Origin of the sequence: Bradyrhizobium sp. WSM3983 (assembly GCF_000473045.1) — a bacterium.
Lineage (GTDB): Bacteria > Pseudomonadota > Alphaproteobacteria > Rhizobiales > Xanthobacteraceae > Bradyrhizobium.
This window is the reverse complement of record NZ_AXAY01000043.1, coordinates 42707-62254: the sequence shown is the minus strand read 5'-3', so window position 1 is coordinate 62254 and position 19548 is coordinate 42707. Positions and strand designations below refer to the sequence as shown.

General features: G+C 63.9%; 18 protein-coding genes. 8 read left to right on the top strand and 10 right to left on the bottom strand.

Annotated features, from left to right (window positions below):
* Positions 1–629: 629 nt before the first annotated feature.
* Positions 630–1868, top strand: a complete 1239-nt coding sequence (locus YUA_RS0137375; RefSeq protein ID WP_027535232.1) for a hypothetical protein — start codon at positions 630–632, stop codon at positions 1866–1868.
* Here the strand turns inward: YUA_RS0137375 and gmk are convergent.
* The 9 genes from gmk to YUA_RS0137330 all read right to left on the bottom strand — a co-directional run bounded on the left by gmk (position 1801) and on the right by YUA_RS0137330 (position 10400).
* On the bottom strand, positions 1801–2460 hold the full coding sequence (gene gmk, locus YUA_RS0137370; protein ID WP_027535231.1) for a guanylate kinase: 660 nt from the start codon (positions 2458–2460) through the stop codon (positions 1801–1803). The two genes, YUA_RS0137375 and gmk, sit on opposite strands and share 68 nt — an antisense overlap.
* Positions 2461–2463: 3 nt before the next feature.
* Positions 2464–3351 (bottom strand): YicC/YloC family endoribonuclease, encoded by an 888-nt coding sequence (locus tag YUA_RS0137365; protein WP_027535230.1) that lies wholly within the window; start codon positions 3349–3351, stop codon positions 2464–2466.
* A gap of 113 nt (positions 3352–3464) precedes the next feature.
* Positions 3465–4739 (bottom strand): endolytic transglycosylase MltG, encoded by a 1275-nt coding sequence (mltG, locus tag YUA_RS0137360; protein ID WP_027535229.1) that lies wholly within the window; start codon positions 4737–4739, stop codon positions 3465–3467.
* A gap of 125 nt (positions 4740–4864) precedes the next feature.
* Entirely contained in the window at positions 4865–6130 is a 1266-nt protein-coding gene (fabF, locus tag YUA_RS0137355) for a beta-ketoacyl-ACP synthase II (RefSeq protein ID WP_027535228.1), read from the bottom strand.
* 106 nt (positions 6131–6236) lie between these two features.
* On the bottom strand, positions 6237–6476 hold the full coding sequence (locus YUA_RS0137350; protein ID WP_008130699.1) for an acyl carrier protein: 240 nt from the start codon (positions 6474–6476) through the stop codon (positions 6237–6239).
* A 309-nt stretch (positions 6477–6785) separates the two neighbouring features.
* On the bottom strand, positions 6786–7523 hold the full coding sequence (fabG, locus tag YUA_RS0137345; protein WP_027535227.1) for a 3-oxoacyl-[acyl-carrier-protein] reductase: 738 nt from the start codon (positions 7521–7523) through the stop codon (positions 6786–6788).
* An 11-nt stretch (positions 7524–7534) separates the two neighbouring features.
* Complete coding sequence (gene fabD, locus YUA_RS0137340) at positions 7535–8494, bottom strand: ACP S-malonyltransferase (RefSeq protein ID WP_027535226.1); 960 nt, start codon at positions 8492–8494, stop codon at positions 7535–7537.
* Between the two features lie 172 nt (positions 8495–8666).
* Entirely contained in the window at positions 8667–9692 is a 1026-nt protein-coding gene (locus YUA_RS0137335; protein WP_027535225.1) for a fatty acid desaturase family protein, read from the bottom strand.
* Positions 9693–9695: 3 nt separating this feature from the next.
* Positions 9696–10400, bottom strand: a complete 705-nt coding sequence (locus YUA_RS0137330) for a TetR/AcrR family transcriptional regulator C-terminal domain-containing protein (RefSeq protein ID WP_027535224.1) — start codon at positions 10398–10400, stop codon at positions 9696–9698.
* 341 nt (positions 10401–10741) lie between these two features.
* On the opposite strand from YUA_RS0137330, the gene rpsF reads away from it, so the two are divergent.
* The 5 genes from rpsF (at position 10742) to rplI (ending at position 14647) form a co-directional block, all read left to right on the top strand.
* Complete coding sequence (gene rpsF / locus YUA_RS0137325) at positions 10742–11242, top strand: 30S ribosomal protein S6 (protein ID WP_027535223.1); 501 nt, start codon at positions 10742–10744, stop codon at positions 11240–11242.
* A 5-nt stretch (positions 11243–11247) separates the two neighbouring features.
* Positions 11248–11487: a 30S ribosomal protein S18 gene (gene rpsR, locus YUA_RS0137320; protein ID WP_007592020.1), complete on the top strand. Its 240-nt coding sequence runs from the start codon at positions 11248–11250 to the stop codon at positions 11485–11487.
* 376 nt (positions 11488–11863) lie between these two features.
* Positions 11864–12724, top strand: coding sequence for a PEP-CTERM sorting domain-containing protein (locus YUA_RS0137315; protein WP_027535222.1), 861 nt, complete (start codon positions 11864–11866; stop codon positions 12722–12724).
* A 300-nt stretch (positions 12725–13024) separates the two neighbouring features.
* Positions 13025–13993 (top strand): DUF2232 domain-containing protein, encoded by a 969-nt coding sequence (locus YUA_RS0137310; RefSeq protein WP_027535221.1) that lies wholly within the window; start codon positions 13025–13027, stop codon positions 13991–13993.
* A 48-nt stretch (positions 13994–14041) separates the two neighbouring features.
* On the top strand, positions 14042–14647 hold the full coding sequence (rplI, locus tag YUA_RS0137305) for a 50S ribosomal protein L9 (protein ID WP_027535220.1): 606 nt from the start codon (positions 14042–14044) through the stop codon (positions 14645–14647).
* Positions 14648–14724: 77 nt separating this feature from the next.
* Here the strand turns inward: rplI and YUA_RS0137300 are convergent, their stop codons facing one another.
* Positions 14725–15729: a hypothetical protein gene (locus YUA_RS0137300; protein WP_027535219.1), complete on the bottom strand. Its 1005-nt coding sequence runs from the start codon at positions 15727–15729 to the stop codon at positions 14725–14727.
* Between the two features lie 275 nt (positions 15730–16004).
* On the opposite strand from YUA_RS0137300, the gene YUA_RS0137295 reads away from it, so the two are divergent.
* Both YUA_RS0137295 and YUA_RS0137285 read left to right on the top strand, forming a co-directional pair.
* Positions 16005–17255 carry a cyclopropane-fatty-acyl-phospholipid synthase family protein gene (locus YUA_RS0137295; RefSeq protein ID WP_027535218.1) on the top strand — a complete coding sequence of 417 codons (1251 nt, stop codon included), beginning with the start codon at positions 16005–16007 and terminating at the stop codon, positions 17253–17255.
* 763 nt (positions 17256–18018) lie between these two features.
* Entirely contained in the window at positions 18019–19530 is a 1512-nt protein-coding gene (locus tag YUA_RS0137285; RefSeq protein ID WP_027535217.1) for a replicative DNA helicase, read from the top strand.
* The last annotated feature ends 18 nt before the right edge of the window (positions 19531–19548 follow it).

Genomic DNA, 19548 nt, shown 5'->3' with positions numbered 1-19548 from the left:
CACATCCACCTTGTCCTTGGCCACGTCGATACCGGCGACAACGACATCGTTTTGTGCCATCATCCACTCCCTTCCTTGCTCGGTTCGGGCTCAAAGCCCATGCAACTGTTCGGGTTGAGGAAGACACCGGATCTGTCCCTCGCTCCCCGACAGGCTCAAGGCCTTCGAGCACGAACGGGCTCAGATCCAGCGACGGGCGGTTGGTCAGAACCGCCCGTTCGCACATTCTGGCAGATTTTCCGGACACAAGAGCACGAAGGACACCGTTAAAACCAACCGCGCAGGGAAGGCCGGGTGTTCGGCCAACCTGTGGTCCACCCCGTGTGCATCTTCGTAGCGCACGGACCTGCGGGTGCCCCGGCGCCCGGCCTTCCCTGCGCCCTTTGGTCTCAAAGCGCGCGAACGATGCAACAACGCTCGGGCCTTCGGGTCACGAGATCGCGAAGGCGTGTTCGCGAGGTCGTAGTATGGGTAGCGCGCCTCCGAAATGACCCAATTCGCGGTGGAACGAACGCAGCGCAGGCCCGATTCAAGCCACATCCTCTCCGGATTTGCGGCTCATTGCCACCTAACTCTTTGTTGAGAAGGAAAAGGTAACGAGTTGCGTCATGCGTAATCGGGAGACCAGGATGGGCAACCGCACCGCAAAGTTCATATCCGCGCTGATTGGCAGTATCATTGCCGGCGCACCATTGGCTGCTGTTTCGCAGAACGCGCCGAGTGCACCCAGCGCCGCAAGCACTGCGAATGCGGCCGCAAGCACTGCGAATGCGGCAGCCGATTGTCTTGCCTCGCCGAAGGGTGCCGCGCCGCAGGGCCAGCACTGGTTCTATCGTCTCGAGCGTTCGACCAAGCGGCAATGCTGGTATCTGCGCGCCGAAGGTCTTAAGGCCACGCAGAGCGCGCAGGCGACGACCGACACGCCGGATGCTGCTCCCACTGCGCCGCAATCGCTGCAGAATGCGCATGCTGAATACATTGCGCCGCAGACCAGCTCCGCTGCGAGCGCGCCGGCGCCGGCCGCAGCCACAATGCAGCCAGTTCCCGGCACCATTGATGCCAATGCGGCGCAGCCCGCTGTCGCCACGCGCTGGCCCGATGCCGCACCCGCTTCGCCCTCACCGCAGCCGTCTCCTGCAACGACTGCCGCACCTGCAGCGGCGTCCGTACAGCCGAGCGCAAAGCCGGCGGCATCCCCTGCCCCGGTGACGCTCGCCACCGCCGATAGTGCCGCCGACAAGCCGACCGGCTCGCTCCAGACCTTGCTGCTGGTTATCGTCGGCGCATTGACGCTCGCCGGCCTCATCGCCAGCATGATCTACCGCTTCGCCGGCGGACGCTCGCGCGTCCAGGCTGCAGATCGCCGCGTCAACTGGGACCATCGGCAGGACGACGACGGCAGCCGTGCGCCCTGGCACACCGAGCCGACGCGGCGCGTCGAGCGGCCGCGTCCCGTGGACTTCGATGCCATGCGTGTGGAAGCTCCGCAGATCGCCGCATTCTCCAACGCGATCGGCCGGATTGCTGCGCCTGGCCGTTCCATTGATGTCGCGGCGGCAGAGCCTGACGAGACGGAGATCGACTATTTCGACGGCGAGTTCGAGATCGAGGCCCCGGCGCCCCAGCTCGCCGCCGACGATGTCCACCACGAAGAGGCGGCAGAGCACGACGCGGTCGTGCATGAAGACCATGCGCGCGAAGAGGCTCCCGCCGTCGACATCGATATCATCACGGCGATGCTGGAGCGGCTGGCGACGGAAGGGCCGCGGCTGACGCACCCCAGCCCTGACGCCGACCTTGCTAGCCTTGAAGCTGACCTTGCAGCCCTCGCACAAAGCTCACGAGGCCAGTCCGCCGCTCGCGCTTGAGGCGCTCGGCCTTCAGGATCGATTGCACCTCGGCGAAGGCGTCATCGACATTGTAGTTGATGACGATGTAGTCGTATTCGGCCCAATGGCTCATCTCGTGGCTGGCGCGGCTCATCCGTTTGCGGATGACCTCGTCGGAATCCTGCGCACGCGAATGCAGCCGCTTCTCGAGATCGCCGGCTGACGGCGGCAGGATGAAGACGCGAACCACGTCGACGCTCGCTTTCTGGTGCAGTTGCTGCGTGCCCTGCCAGTCGATGTCGAAAAGTACGTCTTGCCCGGCCGATAGTGCCGCCTCCACCGGCGCACGCGGCGTCCCGTAAAGATTGTCAAACACAGTGGCCCATTCGAGCAGTTCGCCCTGTTCCACCATCGTCTCGAACCTGGGCTTGCTAACGAAGAAATAGTCGCGCCCCTCGACCTCTCCCGGCCGCATCTGACGCGTGGTCGCCGACACTGACATTTTTAGGCCGGGCTCCCGCTCGAGCAACATCCGCGACAGCGTCGTCTTGCCCGCGCCCGATGGCGAGGACAGCACGAACATCAGCCCGCGCCGCTCGACACCGTCAGTTCCGTGACCGCCCGTCGTCATCGATCACTCCAGATTCTGGACCTGCTCGCGGAATTGCTCGACCACGTTCTTCATGGCGAGCCCGGTATTGGTCAGCTCGATGTCATTCGACTTCGAGCAGCAGGTGTTGACCTCGCGGTGAAACTCCTGCGCCAGGAAATCGAGCTTGCGCCCGATCGGACCACCCTTGCCGATCAGCTCGCGCGCCTGCGCGATGTGCGAGGCGATGCGGTCGAGCTCTTCGCGGATGTCGGCGCGGGTTGCGATCAGAATCGCCTCCTGCATCAGGCGATCTGAATCGAAACGGTCTGAGGTGTCCAGCAGAGTGGCGATCTGCTCGGCGAGCCTGGCCTTGATCGCCTCCGGCTTGCGGCCGGGCGCCGCTTCCGCCTTCTTCGCGAGTTCCTCGACCTCGTCGACCCGCTGGGTCAGGATCTGGCCGAGCGAGGTGCCCTCGCGCTTGCGCATTTCGACGAGATCGGCGAGCGCCTTGTCGAATGCGTTGGCTGCGGCAGAACGCGCGGTGTTGTCCTCCTCCTCGTTGCCCTCGGGCTCGGCGACCTCGATGACACCCTTGATAGCCAGGAGGCCATCGACGCTCGGCGCCACCGCGTCGACCTTGCCGGCGATCACGGCGGCGGCCTTCAGTACGGCGTTGAGCACGTCCTCATTGACGCGGACGGAGGCTGCCGCATTGGCGCGCTTGACGGTGAGATTGGCGTAGACAGTGCCGCGCGACAACAGCTCGCCGGCGCGCTTCTTGGCATGGGCCTCGAGCTCGTCGAACCCCTGCGGCAGCCGCACCCGCAAGTCAAAGCCCTTGGCGTTGACCGACTTCAATTCCCATTCGAACGTATACGGCCCGCTCGCGCCGTGGCTTCGGGCAAAGCCGGTCATGGACGACAGCGCCATCAGGTCAAATTCTCCGGAAACACAGGATTCGCAAGGCCATCAGGCCACGCGAATCTTAAGACTATTTTGCGGGAAAGTGTAATCCGCAAAGTCCCGTAGGCAGGTCTGCGCAACTAGCGCTGGATCACCGGCGGCGACGGCTGCACGGCGCCCTGGCGGGCGGGTGCCGGACCAGCAGGCCGCGCCGGCGGCTTCTTCTGCTGGGTCGGCCGGGCCGGCGTGGTCGCGGTCGGCGCGGGATCAGCGGCCGCAGGCGCAGCGGCGGCCGGCGCCTGCGCGTCGTCGGCTGGCTCGACCGTGTCGTTCTGGATCTGCTTCTCCATCGCGCGCAGCTTGGCGACGTTTTTCTGGTGCGCGTCGTAGGTCTCGGTGAAGGCATGCCCGCCGGTGCCGTCCGCGACGAAAAAGAGGTCGCGGGTGCGGGCCGGGTTGGCGGCGGCCTCCAGCGAGGCGCGGCCGGGGTTGGCGATCGGGCCCGGCGGCAGGCCCTCGATCACATAGGTGTTGTAGGGCGAGGGCTGCGTGATCTCGCTCCGCTTGATCGGGCGGCCGAGCGTGCCCTTGCCGCCGACGAGGCCGTAGATGATGGTCGGATCGGACTGCAGCTTGATCTTCTGCTTGAGGCGATTGACGAACACGGCAGCCACCCGGCTGCGCTCATCCGGCTTGCCGGTCTCCTTCTCGACGATCGAGGCGAGCGTCTCCAGTTGCTCCGGAGTCTTGACCGGAAGGTCCTGGCTGCGGCGCTCCCAGATCTCCGCGAGCACGCGCTTGTGCGCCTGCTGCATGCGCTGGATCACTTGGTCGCGCGGGGTCCCCCGCGGGAACTTGTAGGTCTCCGGCAGCAGCGTGCCCTCACGCGGCAATTCGCGCACGCTGCCGGTGAAGATGTCGTTGTCGGACAGCCGCGCCACGATTTGCTCGGAGGTCAGGCCTTCCGGAATCGTAACGGCGTGCTGGACGACCTTGCCCTCGACGATGGTGGCGATGACGTCGCGCAAGGACGCATTCTTCTGGAACGAATATTCACCGGGCTTCAGGTCCGAGCTCGCCTTCAGCGCGGCCACCGCCGCGATGAACACCCACGGATTGACGTCAGTCACACTTTCCCTGTTGAGGGTCTCGGCGATGTCGCGCTTGCCCGCACGCTGGGGAATGTTGACGACCTTGTCGTCTTTGAGCGGCCCCGGCGCCTCGAGCACCTGCCGGCCGTAATAATAGACGCCACCGGCGCCGAGCATGGCGATCAGCAGCAGGGTGATGATGGCGTTGCCGACCACGACGAACGGATTGCGCGCCCGCTCCGATCGTTTCGGCGGCGGCGGGACCTGCTCGGGCTCGAGCGCTGCCCGCGGACTGCGGGGCGAAATGGGCGGCCTTTCACTCATTGAAGCAACCTGAATCCTGCCGGTTCAATCGCAGCCTGACAATCGCTTGCCGAGCCAAATGCACGCGCCCACGAGTATGACTATCGCCGAATACGGCAAAACGGTGGATTCGTCGAAAACACAAACTAATGGGCCAAGCGCCGGACGATCACCGACGCATTAGTACCGCCGAAACCAAAAGAATTCGACAACGCGACGTTGACCTCGCGTGCCTTCGCCTTGTGCGGCACGAGATCGATCGCAGTCTCCACCGACGGGTTGTCCAGGTTGATGGTCGGCGGGACGACATTATCGCGAATCGCGAGGATGGCGAAGATCGCCTCGATCGCGCCGGCCGCACCGAGCAAATGGCCGGTCGACGATTTGGTCGAGGACATCGCAACCTTGGAGGCGGCGTTGCCAAGCAGCCGCTCCACCGCGCCGAGCTCGATCTCGTCGCCGAGCGGCGTCGAAGTGCCGTGCGCGTTGATATAATCGAGGTCGGATGCCGTGAGGCCGGCGCGCTTGAGCGCAGCCGACATGCTGCGGAAGCCGCCATTGCCATCGGGTGACGGCGATGTAATGTGATAGGCGTCACCCGACAGACCATAGCCGATCACCTCGGCGTAGATCCTGGCGCCGCGGCGCTGGGCGTGCTCGAGCTCTTCCAGGACGAGGACGCCGGCGCCCTCACCCATCACGAAACCATCGCGGTCCTTGTCGTAGGGACGCGAGGCCTTCTCGGGCGTCTCGTTGAAGCCGGTCGACAGCGCACGCGCGGCGTTGAAGCCGGCTATGCCGATGCGGCTAATCGGCGACTCGGCGCCACCGGCGACCATGACGTCGGCATCGCCGAGCGCGATGAGGCGGGCGGCGTCGCCGACCGCGTGCGCACCGGTCGAGCAGGCCGTAACCACCGAATGATTCGGCCCCTTCAGCCCGTGCTTGATCGAGACATAGCCGGAGGCGAGATTGATCAGGCGGCCCGGAATGAAGAACGGCGAAACCCGCCGCGGTCCGCGTTCCTTGAGCAGGATGGCGGTGTCGGCGATGCCAGTGAGGCCGCCGATGCCGGACCCGATCATAGTGCCGGTCGCGCATTTGTCTTCTTCGGTCTCAGGATGCCAATTGGCATCGTCGAGGGCCTGGCCGGCCGCGGCCATGCCGAAGATGATGAAGTCGTCGACCTTGCGCTGGTCCTTCGGCTCCATCCAGATATCGGGATTGAAGCTGTCGTTGCTGCCGTCGCCACGCACGACGGTGCAGGCGTATTTGGTTTGCAGATCGGAGACATCGAAGCTCTCGATCCTGCGCGCACCGCTTTCGCCGTTGAGGATGCGTTTCCAGGTCGGCTCGACGCCGCAGCCGAGTGGCGACACCATGCCGAGACCAGTGACGACAACCCGCCTCATATCCGAAACTCCGCATCGAAAGATTCACGGCCAATAACAAGAAACCGGCTGACCGCTGCGAAGCGGCCCGTCCGGTTTCAATGTTGTCCCGCGATAATGAAGAGCCCTAGCTCTTCGCGTTCTTCTCGAGAAACTTCGTCGCGTCGCCGACGGTGAGAATCGTCTCAGCGGCGTCGTCCGGAATCTCGCACCCGAATTCTTCTTCGAACGCCATCACCAGCTCGACGGTGTCCAGACTGTCGGCGCCGAGGTCGTCGATGAAGCTCGCTGCGTCGACAACCTTCTCGGGTTCAACACCAAGGTGTTCGACCACGATCTTCTTAACCCGTTCGCCAATGTCACTCATTGCATAACCTCGTGTTGTTCCCTGTAGACCCGACCCCCCGGGACGATACGAGCCGTCGTGGTCGTTGACTGCCTTCGCTTACGAACTTTGATTTGGCCCCACCTTAACCGATGGAGGCCCGGCGAACGACGGCCAAGGCTCCGCATCGCCAATATACAGGGTTTCAAAAACCTGCAATGGCGTTCTTTGCCCATCCGTTGAAGGTCCGGTTATCATACTTCAACTGCCTTGACTACACGCCTCAATTCGCTCTGGAAACGGCCGTTTGCCGCATCCCGCCCGCCCATGTGGGCAGTGCGGAACGGCGTATCAGATCATGGCCATGCCGCCGTTGACGTGGATGGTCTGGCCGGTGACATAGGCTGCTTCGTTCGAACTCAGGTAGACGGCGGCTGCTGCAATGTCCTCGGGCGTCCCCAGACGGTTGGCCGGAACCTTGGTCAGAATCGTCTCGCGCTGCTTGTCGTTGAGCGCATCCGTCATCGGCGTCTTGATGAAGCCGGGCGCGATGCAGTTCGCGGTGACGCCGCGCTTGGCGTATTCGGCGCCCAGCGTCTTGATCATGCCGATCAGACCGGCCTTCGACGCGGTGTAATTGCCCTGCCCGGGATTGCCGGTGACGCCGACCACCGATGTGATGGCGATGATGCGGCCGAAGCGCTTGCGCATCATCAATTTGGTGGCGGCGCGCGCCAGGCGGAAGGTCGCGGTCAGATTGACGTTGATGACCTCGTCCCAATCCTCATCACGAAGCTGAACGAACAGATTGTCACGCGTGATGCCGGCGTTGGCGATGAGAATGTCGACCTGACCCATCGCAGCTTCCGCGGCCGGCACGAGCGCCTCGACCTCGTCGGCCTTGGAGAGATTGCAGGGCAGCACGAGGGCGCGCTCCCCAAGCTTGCCGGCCAGTTCGTCCAGCACTTCCTTGCGCGTTCCAGATATCGCAACGGTGGCGCCCTGCGCGTGCAGAGCCTGCGCGATCGCGCCGCCGATGCCGCCGGTCGCGCCGGTGACAAGCGCCTTTTTGCCAGTCAGATCGAACATCGAGTACTCCTCTACCCCTGCTTCGCAGCGGCCAATGCATCCTTGGCGGCGGCAATGTCGTTCGGACCGCCCACGGCAACGCCGATAGCGCCGTCCGCAATACGCTTGACGAGTCCGGTCAGCACCTTGCCCGCGCCAATCTCGAAGAAGCGGGTGACGCCCTGTCCCGCCATATAGGCAACCGACTCGCGCCAGCGCACGGTACCGGTAACCTGTTCAACCAGGCGGCGGCGGATTTCGTCGGGATCGGTGATGGCGCTTGCCAGCACGTTCGAGACCAGCGGCGCGGCCGGCGCCTTGATCGTGACCTTGGCCAGCGCCTCGGCCATGGCGTCGGCGGCGGGCTGCATCAGCTTGCAATGGAACGGCGCGGACACCGGCAGCAGCATGGCGCGCTTGGCGCCCTTGGTCTTGGCGATCTCGACGGCGCGGTCGACCGCGGCCTTGTCGCCGGAGACGACCACCTGCCCACCACCATTGTCATTGGCGGCCTGGCAGACCTCGCCCTGAGCCGCCTCCTTGGCGACCTCCATGGCCGCGTCGTAATCGAGGCCGAGCAACGCGGCCATGGCACCGGCGCCGACCGGCACGGCTTTTTGCATTGCGAGACCGCGGGTGCGAAGCAGCCGCGCGGTGTCAGAAATCGACAGGCTGCCGGCCGCAGCCAAGGCCGAATATTCACCGAGCGAGTGTCCGGCCACGAAGGCAGCGTCCCGCGCCACGGAAAACCCGGCTTCAGCCTCCAGCACGCGCAGGGTGGCCACAGACACGGCCATCAGGGCCGGCTGGGCGTTTTCGGTGAGCTGAAGGGTTTCGGCCGTACTACCCCAGATCGTGGCCGTCAGCTTCTCCCCAAGCGCGGCATCGACCTCGTCGAACACGGCACGCGCCGCCGGAAAGGCGTCGGCCAGGGCCTTGCCCATGCCAACCGCTTGGGAACCCTGCCCCGGAAATGTGAATGCTGCCGTCATCGGCGCTCCCTGGATCGCTCGAGCCGCGTGCTTCGAGAACCCGGCAGCCGTTGACGTCCGGCCCGAGCCTTGGTTCCCGACCATGCTCCGAAAGGGGCCGTAGACACTGTCCGGGCCCGGAATGTCAAGCCAAGATAGGAACTTCGGCCTGCATTCAACCAGGGATTTGGCCCTAGAATCCACCGTTGGTCTGGTTGGCGTCGACTGACGCTCCGGCCTGCGCGCGGCGCGCGCTGTTCACCAATTGGCCAGGACGATCATCCCGATCGGGTTTCGCCGTAGCAAGCCGCAGCACTGCGGCGTAGTTCGGCTGCACCTCCATCCGCTCGGCATGCCGGCTCTCGCTGAGCAGGCGATGAACTTTCGGCAGATTGTAGCAGGGTACGTAGAACAGCAGATGATGCTCGAGGTGGTAGTTCACGTAGTACGGCGCGATGAACAGGCGCTCGAGAAAATTGGCGTGCGTGGTGCGCGTGTTGCGCAAGGGATCGCTGCTGTCGGGCACGACGGCGTGCTCGGCGATGTTGCGGATGCGGGTGATGACCATCATCCAGGTCAAGAGCGGCACCAGCCATAGCAGCGGATAGGCCCACCACACGCCGGCCGACGTGAGCGCTGCGAACATCGCGGCGTTGACGAGGCATTGCGGGCCGAGCTTGTCCCGGAAATGCGCGGCGCGTTGCCGCCACGGCCAGTCCTTCGGACCGAGCGCGTTGAGCAATTGCGCCTTGCGCTGCTGGTAGCCGGTCTGCCCGGTGATGTCGCGAATGAACTTGCGGCGATAGCTCAGCCTGGTGATCGGAAACGGCGCCGACAGCACGAGATCAGGATCATCCTCCTGCTGGGTGCGTGCATGATGCTGCAAATGATAACGCCGATAGCTGCGCGTCTCCGCAAAGAGCGGATAGGCGCAAAGCCATTGGCTCAGGGCCAGATTGGTCTTCTCGTCCGCGGACAGGCAGCCATGCGCACCATCATGCATGAGGATCGCTAAGCCCAGCTGGCGCGAGCCGATGATGGCGACGGCGAGAATGTAGGTGATCGGATTGGGCCACCACGCGACCAAGGCGATGGCGCCAATGATAAGCGTCCAGGCGTGCGCGATCATCGCGACGCCCTTCCAGGTCACACGCTGGCGCACGTCAGCCAGTTGATCGTCGGTCAGGAAATCGCGGGCACGCATGCGAAGCGCGGTCATGACCTACCCCTCCTCGTTCGATTGACTTGATACGTCGCGCTCGTCGACGAGACGCAGGCGCGCAGTGTCGCCTGCGGATTTTGCCTGCTCGCCGAGCACACGCAGCATCTCGGCGCAGAGTACCTCTGGCGAGCGGCCCATGGCGTAGCCTTCGAGAATGATTCCGATGGCGACCGCCCAGAACCGTCGCGAGCTTTCGTCGGGCGCGCGCAGCGAGCGCCAGCGATGGCGGGCCACCTGACCCGCATAGGCGCGCGCGCCTTCGCCGTGCAGGCGCTCGATGGTGCGCTCGACCAATGGCGCCAGATCCTGGCGCCGCCGCGTCAGCGTCAGCGCCTCGGCGAAGAAGGGGATCGAATCGCTCGCGGTCACGGTCTCGGCCAGCGCGCGGGTGTATTCCCGCGGCGTGCGCGCTTTCAGCGCCGCCTGCTCGGTCGCGCGCGCCAGATACAGCAGATCGCGGCAGGCGCATTCGACGAACAGCGCCTCCTTGGTGCGGAAGTAATAGGTGATCTGGCTCGGGAACGCGTCCGCCGCGGCTGCGATATCGGCGATCGCGGTGCCCGACAGCCCCCGCTCCCGGAACAGCGGGCTGGCGGCATCCAGCAGCAGGGAACGCATCTTGCGTCCGGCCGAACGCGTTGCCCGCGCGGCATGTTTGGGGTCGCCAGCGGCCTCGATCGGCTCCTGGGTCGACTTTTCCACCATCGGATCCTTTCTCTGATTTATTTGTATGATATACAAACAAATAAATCAAGCCAGATATGGTATGGGAGGACTGGTCTCCACCCCTCCGGAGCCGCCCGGGCCGAAAACACGGCCCTCAAACCTTGCCAAGCCGGCCAAAATCCGTATAACGCGGGCATCCGCAGACCCCGGCCGGGAGCTGAACGGACGGTCTCAGCAAATCATTCTTGATTTTGGTGTGGCAGGGCCAGTCGGCCCGTCGTCCCGTGTTTCCGCCTTCTGAGCTTAATCCCAGAGTCCTTTCCGAAGGTCTCTTAAGGGCTTGACGCCGGGCAATGCGCTAACACGAGGAAAGGACGACAATGGCTCTCTATGAGCATGTTTTTCTCGCGCGCCAAGACGCGAGCACGCAGCAGGTCGAAGAGCTGACTGCGCAGATGACCGGCATCGTCGAAGGTCTCGGCGGAAAGGTCACCAAGACCGAGAATTGGGGCGTTCGCTCCCTCACCTACCGCATGAACAAGAACCGCAAGGCGCACTTCGTGCTGCTCAACATCGACGCGCCCTCCGCGGCGATCGCCGAGATCGAGCGCCAGGAGCGCATCAGCGAAGACGTGATCCGCTATCTCAGCGTCCGCGTCGAAGAGCTCGAGGAAGGTCCGTCTGCGATGATGCGCAAGGCCGATCGCGATCGCGAGCGTGATGACCGTGGCGGTGGATTCCGCGATCGTGAAGGCGGCGGCTTCCGTGGCGACCGCGAAGGTGGTTTCCGTGGTGGTGATCGCGACGGTGGTGGCTTCCGCGGCGATCGCGGCCCGCGCCGTCCGCGCGAAGACGCTGAAACCACGACGGATGGGGAGTAAGAACAATGGCTGAAGCTGGTGCACGCCGCCCGTTTTTCCGTCGTCGCAAGAGCTGCCCGTTCACGGGCGCGAATGCTCCGAAGATCGACTACAAGGACTCCAAGCTCTTGATGCGTTACGTCTCCGAGCGCGGCAAGATCGTGCCGAGCCGCATCACCGCGGTGTCCGCGAAGAAGCAGCGTGAGCTCGCCCGCGCCATCAAACGCGCGCGGTTCCTGGGCCTGCTGCCCTACGTCATTCGCTAGCACGACCAACTCGACCGGCGGCAGTCGAGCCGCCGGTCGTCATCCGAATTTCTGTCAGGCCACGCCGATACACGACGTCTCGATTTGGCCATGGCACCTCTCGATTCGCCGGCGCGGCCATCCCCGCCCACCGGCGGAGGATCGCAGCGTTGCGTGCGCCCTGATCTGCGTTGGCGAGATTTGAATCGGAGAGCCGCCGTTTGGGCGGCTTTTCTTTTGGAGGTTCGCCCAAACTCGATTCTACCGGTGGTCTCTGATCTCGCATCCCTGGCCTGCGTCGCTCCGCATGCGCCCGCCAGGCCGGCCTCGCCGGCACACCAACTCTTGTTGGATCATGGCCTGCGTGGGACTAACGGCGAGGGATTCGCAGGGGCCCTTGGGCTTTGCCAAGCGGGCAAAAGGCGGGTCAGGCCAGGGCAAGCTGCGATCCGCGAATTCGTCCTGCAGTCTCGCCTCGCTACTTGCGGCGCGGAAAGCAATGCTTCTGTCGCGCCGCGCAATTGACAGGAATTCCATCGACAAAAATACTGCGCATCTGGCCGATCTCGAGCCGACCAGATTGAATGGAGGCAGAATGCGCACCGGTTTTCTAGATGACGTCAGGATTTTCGCGACCAAGATTCTCACGGTTGCCTCGTTGAAACATGCGGCAACGACGTTGTTCATTTCGGCGATGCTGGTGAACGTATCTGCGTCACCGTCCACAGCCTCGACCTGGGACAACCAAACCCTGACCTTCAACTACTACTTTCCGAATTACGGAAATGTATTCCCGGGAAGCCCGATTACCTTTGTTGCCGACGGGTCACTACACCTGAGCACGTTCGCCAACCTTTTTCCGGCGACGTTCTCGGTCGTCGGGATTGGACCCGATGAGGTGCAGATCAGCTACGACTACCCGATAGCCAACTATCCGAATGGCGCGGGGCTGGGCGTCTTTCCGTTCAACGGATTCAACATTTCGGGTCCGAATGGACTGTCGCCGATCATCTCCGCGTTCGTGGATTCAAACAGCAACGTGACCGGTTTGACCGATTCCGATATCGGCTTCACGGCCAACTCGGTCTCGGTCAATCTGGCAGGAGTCGTCTTTCCGCCCGGCTCCGCAGGTCTCATCGACATCCAGTTTGCACGCGCGGTGCCGGAGCCGTCGACCTGGGCCATGATGATGCTCGGATTCTGTGGCTTCGGTTTTCTCCTCCATCGCCGCAGGAGCTCAGCGTTGGGCGCAGCCTGATCTTCGGCGCTCAACGCCAGCCAGCAGAGAGACCGCCTGCAGGCGGTCTTCCCCCGGGATCGCGGTGATTGGGCGTTGAACATCCGGACGAAAGCAGATAGAAGGCCGGCATTGGTTTGGGGCTCCCCGCGGGGAGCCTCATTCGTTTGCGACTGCCGCGAGGTAGTTCGCAGGGCTGAGCGAGCTGAGGTTTCTGCTACGGTTTCTGCTACAGAGCATTGACCGATCTGCATAAGCCACTGATAATACTAGCGGTTCCGCTGGTCTCGCTCTAACCGCTCGAAGGGAGCGGGACAGCTGATGATGGTATTTGGACTGATAGCCCTGATCGCCGGCGCTGCGTCGGCCCTGATGTTCGCCTCGATCGTGTCGGGCGCGCTGATCTCGCTCGTCCTGGTTTACCTCGCTCCGCTGCCGCTCATGCTCGCCGCCATCGCCTGGGGACCGCTCTGCGGCGCACTCGGTGGCCTCGTCGCGACGCTCGTCATCGCTGGCGCGCTCAGCCCGCCCCTCGCCCTCGGCTACGGTCTCGCGTTCGCGCTGCCGGCCTGGTGGCTTGGCCATCTCGCCATGCTGGGAAGACCCATGGCTGGCGGCATCGCGAGCACCGATGCTGCTTCGCCCCAGGTCGAATGGTATCCGCTTGGACGTATCCTGCTCTGGATTGCGGCGCTGGCGACGCTGCTGACCGCTGGATCTCTGTATTCGCTGGGAAGTGATGCATCGGCCATCAGCGACGCGATGCACCGCGGCTTCGCCAAAATTCTTTCACTGGTGAGCGAGACGACCGTTACGGAGAGTGATCCCCGCGTCGGCCTGATGGTCGCGGTCATTCCGGTTCTGGTCGCCGCATCGCAGATGGCGACGCTGACCTTGAATCTCTGGCTTGCCGCCAAGGTCGCAGCTGTTTCAGGTCGGCTGCATCGGCCCTGGCCGAACCTCAGCGGCACCAGCTTGCCGCCGATGACCCTGGTGGCACTCTGTGTTGCGCTTGCCTTCAGCTTCTTCAGCGGGATGATTGGCATTCTCGCCGTCGTCGTCACGACGGTTTTGATGATGGCCTATGCGCTGGTCGGCCTTGCCGTTCTGCACACCATCACGCGCGACCTCGCCAATCGTGGCATTTGGCTCGCTACCGCCTACGCCATCGTCTTCATGTTTAGCGTGAGCCTCATCCTGCTGACCGCCCTTGGGCTCGCGGACGCCGTGTTCGGCTTCCGCGAGCGCTTCCTGCGCAACCGGCAACCGCCGCCATTGCCGACATCTTAAGTCCAACCCGAAAACTCAAAACCCAGAGCACTTCAAAGGAGAACGAATATGGAAGTCATTTTGCTGGAACGCGTGAGCAAGCTCGGCCAGATGGGCGAAGTCGTGAAGGTTCGCGACGGCTATGCCCGCAATTTCCTGCTCAAGCGCGGCAAGGCGCTGCGCGCCACCGCCGACAACCGCGCCAAGTATGATGGCATGAAGGCCGACCTCGAGGCGCGCAACCTCGAGAGTAAGGGCGAGGCAGCCAAGGTTGCCGAGAAGATCGAAGGCAAGAACATCATCGTGATCCGGCAGGCCTCGGAAGCCGGTCAGCTGTTCGGGTCGGTCAATGTGCGTGACATCGTCATGGCGTTCGAAGCCGACGGCGTTTCACTGTCCCGCCCGCAAGTCCAACTCGACGCACCGATCAAAACCATCGGCAAGCGCAGCATCACGGTTGCCGTCCACCCCGAGGTCGAAGTCGAGATCACCGTCACCGTGGCGCGCAGCCAGGACGAGGCCGAGCGCATCAACCGCGGCGAGGACATCTCCACCCGCAACGAAGACCGCGACGCGGCCGCCGAGGCGATTGCCGCGGCCGGCGAGTTCTTCGATCCGGAAGCCCAGCACGACGAGGTCGAGCCGGCTCCGGCTGCGGAAGAGACCGAGAAATAAGCCTCGCCTTTACGCAGGCTGCGAAGCCCGGCTGCCTCAGGCAGCCGGGCTCTTCGTTTTTGCGCGGGATTATCGGCTTATCGCGAGATCGGCGGCGTCGGCGGACCGGAGGACTCGGCGGGTGCAGGTGACGGCGCCGTGGCGGGTGCCGACGGTGCCGGTTCTGCCGGCTTGGCCGCCGGTTCGGAGCCGGGCGCGGGCTCGGCCGGTTTGGAAACGGCCGCTTCCGCAGGCTTGGGCGCAGCCGGTTCAGCCGGCTTTGCGGCCGCCGGCGGGGCCGGCGTCACCTGCGGCACCGGATCGGGGCGCAGCGCCGGCGTCTCGCTGCCGCTGCTCGGCTCGACCTTGGCGCTCTCAGGCTTGGCCTCTGCCGGCTTCTCGGCCGGCTTAGCGCTGTCGGGCTTGGATTCGTCGCGACCGGAATCGACCTTGGCGCTCTCGCTCTTTGGTTCAGTCTTGGAATCGACCTTGGGCTCAACCTTCGGCGCGGCTGCGTCGTCCGTCTCCGGCTTGCCGCGCTTGCTCATGCGCTTGCCTTTGCGGCCCTGGAGCGGCTGTTCGGTAACGGCCTCGGGCTTTGCGCCTTCCCTGGCGCCCTCCTCGCTCGGCCGCGCCGCCCGCTTCTGGCGGCCTTCAGGCGCCGGGCTGGCAGCGCCCTCGCCCTCCGGCTTGGCGGCCTCCTGCGAGCGCTGGCGGCGACCCTGATGCTCTGACGACTGCCCGGGATTCGTGTTGGCGTCCTTCTCCTTGGCGCCGTCCTTCTTGTCCTTGCCGTCCTTGCCACCATCCTTGGACTGGTAGCGGGCGTCCGTGGCACCGTTGGAGATGAGGAACGAGGCCAGCACGCCGGCCATGTCCGGGCTGGTGGTGTAGTGCTGTCGCAGGAAGCCCGGCAGCGAGCCCGGTGCCACCGTCTTCAACAGACCTCGCGGGCTCTTGTGGCAGGCATTGCAGGTCTGCGCGAAGATCTGGGAAGGGGCCTTGCCGGCCTCGAGGTTCGTCGCCTGCGCGAGAGCGGCATCGGTGGCTCCGAAGCCAATCAGGAGCAGCACCGTGGCGAGGCTGAGCGCTCGGCTCGACATTCCCATCATCTCCATTGAAATCCGAAAGAGCAGCCGGCCTCCGGCGCGGCGCGGGTCACCTTTTAGCCGATTGCGCTGCGAATGGAAGCGCACTCGTCAAGCATGTGATCCCGCGATTTTCGAATATCGGGTTTGATCACAACGCATTAGCGGGACGGGAATAAGCTTCCTAGATTTACATGCGAACGCATGGGAACAATATCGTCTCCCAAGTGTGAATGTGTGACGGCCGGGTTGTTCGCTTCTTTTCGGGTTCGCTCGAGAGGTGTGTGTCGATGGACCGCTTGTTGCGTAAATTCTTGTCTCAATTCATCCGCCGCGGATCGATGACGGTGACCACGGCAGGCGGAACGAAGTTCACCGTCGGCGACGGCTCCGGCGAGCCGGTCGAAGTCCGCTTCGTCACTAACGACGCACAAAGGAGGGTCCTCATCAATCCCGAGCTCGGGCTTGGCGAGGCCTATATGAACGGCGAGTTCGTCGTCGAGCGGGGCAATATAGCTGATGCCCTCGCGATCGTGCTCGATCAACCCGACCTGTTGCCGCAATGGGCAAAACCATGGTGGCACCTGCGCTATCTCGTCCGGCACCTGCGGCAGTTCAATCCGCGGGGACGCGCGCGCAGCAACGTCGCGCATCACTATGATCTCGATGCGCGGCTCTATTCGCTCTTCCTGGACGCCGACAAGCAATATAGCTGCGCCTATTTCGAGACACAGGACGCCACACTCGACGACGCGCAACTGGCCAAGAAGCGCCACGTCGCCGCGAAGCTGCTGGTCAAGGGCGGAGAACGCGTGCTTGACATCGGCTCGGGCTGGGGCGGGCTCGGCCTCTATCTCGCCGAGATCGCAGGCGCCGACGTGACCGGCGTGACGCTGTCGACGGAGCAGTTGCAGATTGCGAACGCGCGTGCCGCCGAAAAAGGCCTGACGCGACAGGCGCGCTTCCTGCTCCAGGACTATCGCGACATCGAAGGCCCGTTCGACCGCATCGTCTCGGTCGGCATGTTCGAGCACGTCGGAGCCATATTCTACGACACTTACTTCAAGCGCTGCGCCGAACTGCTCAGCGATGACGGCGTAATGCTGCTGCACTCGATCGGCCGCTCGCAGGGGCCGGATTCGACCAATCCCTGGATCGCAAAATACATCTTCCCCGGCGGCTACATCCCGTCGCTATCGGAGGTATTGCCGGCGATCGAGGACGCAGGCCTCCTGGTCTGCGACATCGAGATACTGCGCCTGCATTATGCCGAGACGCTGAAGGCCTGGCGCGAGCGCTTCATGGCGCGGCGCGAGGAAGCCGTGCAGCTCTATGACGAGCGCTTCGCGCTGATGTGGGAGTTTTACCTCGCCGCCTGCGAGATGACGTTCCGCAAGCAGGGTATGATGAACTTCCAACTCCAGCTCACCAAGCGCCAGGGCGTGGTCCCCATGACCCGCGACTATATCGCGCACGAAGAGGCCCGGCTGCGCGCCCTCGAGGGCGGCGCCAGGCCGAAGCTGAAGCTTGCTGGTGAATGAGTTCTAATGACGCAGGGTCGAAATCGACGAGATCCGGCAAGACGCCGGTAACGCTAGCTGGGCCCGGAATGCCGCGAGGGTTTCAGGTGCGACCGGAAGACGCCTCTGCTCAGGCTGCGCGACATGCTCCATGGCGGCAATGAGCCCGGACAGCCAGAGCCGGCTACCGGCGTCGCTTCGCCAAACCTGTAGCCGCCGTTCTGGCCGCATCGCTTGCCTCGTCTCCCTAGTGGCAGATTACGGGAGACAATCCCCTACCCGCCAGTCCTGTTCCGGAGGTACCCCGAAAGAATCCGGGGAGATGTGATCTGCTTCACATTAAGTCTGGTCGGTCCTGGCCTAGACCGTCGCGATGAGCAAAGAGACCCAAACCTCATTCGACGTGCAGGACGACCTCCGCACCGATTACGCCCTGATCGCCACCGGCGTCGGCGCGGCCCTGGTTGCGCTGGTCTACCTCCTGCTGGTCTGAAACCCGCGCCGAAAGCGGCTAGCGTGCGTCATTTCGCGCGCTCTTTGATAGGTCTGCGCCTCAATCCATAAGGTTCACGGCGTCCGGATTTTTCCGTGGTACGGTCGCGGCCACTTCCAGCGCCGGGCGAGTTCCGCAAAAATCCGTCAAGCGCGGCGCATGCTGCGACCGCTAATCATCCACCATTTTTAATGATCGGTTGATAGCGACGAGCTTTTGCTTCCGCTTCGGGCTGCGTCGGCGCTTTATCCCGGCCCCGCATCCGCCCCAGAAAATTGCTATCGCTCGACCATGGCCCTGACTGATTCGAACGTCCTCAAACTTGCGCCCGAGCCCGGAACTCCCGCGTATCGGAGCGCGCCACACAATATCGAGGCGGAACAGAGCCTTCTGGGCGCAATCCTGGTCAACAACGATGCCTTCTACCGTGTCTCCGACTTCCTGGAGCCAAAGCATTATTTCGAGCCGTTGCATCAGACCATCTACGAGACCGCCGGCAGCTTGATCCGGATGGGCAAGATCGCCACGCCCGTCACGCTGAAGACGTTCCTGCCTGCCGACACCGACGTCGGTGGCATGACCATCGGCCAATACCTGGCGCGGCTCGCGGCTGAGGCGACCACCATCATCAACGCCCAGGACTATGGGCGTACCATCTACGATCTTGCGCTGCGTCGTGACCTCATCGGCATCGGCGAGGACATGGTCAATGTCGCCTATGACGCACCGGTCGATTTCGCGCCGCGGGCGCAGATCGAGGACGCCGAGCGCCGGCTCTACGAGCTCGCCGAGTCCGGCCGCTATGACGGCGGCTTCCAGAAATTCTCGCAGGCGTTGGCGGTCGCGGTCGACCTGGCAGCAAAGGCGTTCCAGCGTGACGGCAAGCTGTCCGGCATCTCGACGGGCATGCGCGACCTCGACACCAAGATGGGCGGCCTGCAGCACTCCGACCTCATCATCGTGGCCGGACGCCCCGGCATGGGCAAGACTTCGCTGGCGACCAACATCGCCTACAACGTCGCCAAGGCCTATGTCGGCGAGCTCCAGGCGGACGGCACCATGAAAGCCGCCAATGGCGGCGTGATCGGCTTCTTCTCCTGCGAAATGTCGGCCGACCAGCTCGCCACGCGTATCGTGGCCGAGCGCACCGGCATTTCCTCCTCCCACATCCGACGCGGCGGCATCTCGGAAGCCGATTTCGACAAGATCCGGGAGGTCTCGATCGAGCTGCAATCGCTGCCATTCTATGTCGACGCGACCGGCGGCCTGTCGATCGCGCAGCTGATGGCCCGCGCGCGCCGGCTGAAGCGACAGAAGGGCCTCGATCTCCTCGTGATCGACTACATCCAGCTGCTCTCCGGCTCAGGCAAGCGCGCCAGCGACAGCCGCGTGCAGGAAATCACGGAGATCACGACCAGCCTGAAGGCATTGGCCAAGGAGCTCAACGTCCCCGTGATCGCGCTGTCGCAGCTCTCGCGTCAGGTCGAATCCCGCGAGGACAAGCGGCCGCAGCTCTCCGACTTGCGTGAATCCGGATCAATCGAGCAGGACGCCGACGTCGTGCTGTTCGTTTACCGCGAGGAATATTACCTCGCAATGAAGGAGCCGCGCCCGGGCACGCCGGAGCACGAGAAATGGCGCCTTGACATGGACCTTGCGTACGGCAAGGCCGAAGTCATCATCGGCAAGCAGCGCCACGGCCCGACGGGCACCGTCGATTTGGCGTTCGAAGCCTCGGTCACGCGGTTCGGCGACCTCGCGCCGGACAGTCAGCTGCCGGCTCGCAGCGGCAACGACTACTGAGTTCCTTGAACCGGACCT

Coding starts and splice junctions, on each gene's coding strand:
- fabG (WP_027535227.1), bottom strand. CDS start 7,523: ATGTTCGATCTGACTGGCAAAAAGGCGCTTGTCACCGGCGCGACCGGC.
- YUA_RS0137335 (WP_027535225.1), bottom strand. CDS start 9,692: ATGACCGCGCTTCGCATGCGTGCCCGCGATTTCCTGACCGACGATCAA.
- YUA_RS0137285 (WP_027535217.1), top strand. CDS start 18,019: ATGGCCCTGACTGATTCGAACGTCCTCAAACTTGCGCCCGAGCCCGGA.
- fabD (WP_027535226.1), bottom strand. CDS start 8,494: ATGACGGCAGCATTCACATTTCCGGGGCAGGGTTCCCAAGCGGTTGGC.
- rpsF (WP_027535223.1), top strand. CDS start 10,742: ATGGCTCTCTATGAGCATGTTTTTCTCGCGCGCCAAGACGCGAGCACG.
- YUA_RS0137330 (WP_027535224.1), bottom strand. CDS start 10,400: ATGGTGGAAAAGTCGACCCAGGAGCCGATCGAGGCCGCTGGCGACCCC.
- fabF (WP_027535228.1), bottom strand. CDS start 6,130: ATGAGGCGGGTTGTCGTCACTGGTCTCGGCATGGTGTCGCCACTCGGC.
- YUA_RS0137350 (WP_008130699.1), bottom strand. CDS start 6,476: ATGAGTGACATTGGCGAACGGGTTAAGAAGATCGTGGTCGAACACCTT.
- mltG (WP_027535229.1), bottom strand. CDS start 4,739: ATGAGTGAAAGGCCGCCCATTTCGCCCCGCAGTCCGCGGGCAGCGCTC.
- YUA_RS0137365 (WP_027535230.1), bottom strand. CDS start 3,351: ATGGCGCTGTCGTCCATGACCGGCTTTGCCCGAAGCCACGGCGCGAGC.
- YUA_RS0137310 (WP_027535221.1), top strand. CDS start 13,025: ATGATGGTATTTGGACTGATAGCCCTGATCGCCGGCGCTGCGTCGGCC.
- rplI (WP_027535220.1), top strand. CDS start 14,042: ATGGAAGTCATTTTGCTGGAACGCGTGAGCAAGCTCGGCCAGATGGGC.
- YUA_RS0137295 (WP_027535218.1), top strand. CDS start 16,005: ATGGACCGCTTGTTGCGTAAATTCTTGTCTCAATTCATCCGCCGCGGA.
- YUA_RS0137375 (WP_027535232.1), top strand. CDS start 630: ATGGGCAACCGCACCGCAAAGTTCATATCCGCGCTGATTGGCAGTATC.
- YUA_RS0137300 (WP_027535219.1), bottom strand. CDS start 15,729: ATGTCGAGCCGAGCGCTCAGCCTCGCCACGGTGCTGCTCCTGATTGGC.
- rpsR (WP_007592020.1), top strand. CDS start 11,248: ATGGCTGAAGCTGGTGCACGCCGCCCGTTTTTCCGTCGTCGCAAGAGC.
- gmk (WP_027535231.1), bottom strand. CDS start 2,460: ATGACGACGGGCGGTCACGGAACTGACGGTGTCGAGCGGCGCGGGCTG.